Raw genomic sequence first — 1,186 nt, forward strand, 5'->3', positions numbered from 1 at the left:
GTGGCGTTCGCGTAGCGTGGCCAAAGGCCAATCGCGAGTTCATCGGTCAGGCTTGGGTGAGATATTTACTCTTAGAACCGAAAATGCCCTTCCGCTTAAGGATTCGTGAGAGTGATAAAATTCAACGTCAGGGTCAACCCTTAGCTGCGCGGGTAGTTTTTGCTCACCTGAAAAAGGGTGAATCTCAACGACTCCAGGGAGTCTGTCGAGTCTGGGGATACCCCGTTGCAGTGGAGGCTTTACGCCTTGAGGATGGTAAATTGCTGGTGGTCATCGCTCCCACCGATGCTAGTGAGGGCATCATCTCCGATTATGCTCAGCGTTGGGGCATTGAAACCCTGTTTGGCATTTTTAAAACCCGTGGCTTTTGCCTCGAATCCACTCATTTAACCGACCCACAACGTCTGCGAAAACTTTTTGCTCTTTTAACCTTAGCCTTGTGTTGGTCGATGCGCATGGGTTTATTTCTTCATCAACTTCGTCCTCTTACTCTTAAGAAACATGGACGTAGGGCTAAAAGTTTATTCCGTCTCGGTTTTGATCATCTTCGTCACCTTGTTCTTCATCCTCAATCCTTTCATCCGTTTGATTTCCGCCACTCTTTGCAATTTTTGTCCTGTACTTAGGCAAAATAGTGGTTTTTGCGCTTCACAGCCATTGATTTTGTTTGTATAAACGCGATTTAGTCAGATTTTTAGAAGCGGAAAATGGGTAGATAGGGATAATTCTCGCCATTTACCGCTTCTGTTGACTCCCGACTTTCCACTGTATATAGGGTTTATATTTGAGATGTAAACGTATATGGTCTTTTTTGATTGGACAATAAAACTTTGAATCTCTTGCCCCTCTTGCGTTTCGCCTCTTGCATCTTGCCTTTTTGAGCAAAAATTTTGTTTACAACCTATATAAAAACTCTATACATGAGTTTTTACATGAGTTTTTACATGAGTTTTTATATGAGTTTTTATATGAGTTTTTACATGAGTTTTATGAGATTAAGAGACTAAAAGCAGAAGTAATATCACATGGTGATCGGGTAATCGAGGTCAAAAATGTCGAGTATAGCGCTACGCGCAAGGCAAAAGGCAAAAGGCAAAAGGCAAAAGTTGAGTAAAAGAGCTTTTCAGCTTGTATCAACGTCCTAACCTTAATGCGTAGTGCTATACAAGCTTACAACCTTGGCCTA

At 42.2% G+C, this 1,186-nt stretch carries 1 protein-coding gene; it reads left to right on the forward strand.

Going from position 1 to position 1,186, the window contains the following annotated elements:
• Positions 1–626, forward strand: a 626-nt coding sequence (locus F6K53_RS44010; RefSeq protein ID WP_293087158.1) for a transposase, incomplete at its 5' end; no start/stop codon positions are given.
• Positions 627–1,186: the final 560 nt, after the last annotated feature.

Source organism: Moorena sp. SIO4A1, from assembly GCF_010672065.1.
GTDB lineage: Bacteria > Cyanobacteriota > Cyanobacteriia > Cyanobacteriales > Coleofasciculaceae > Moorena.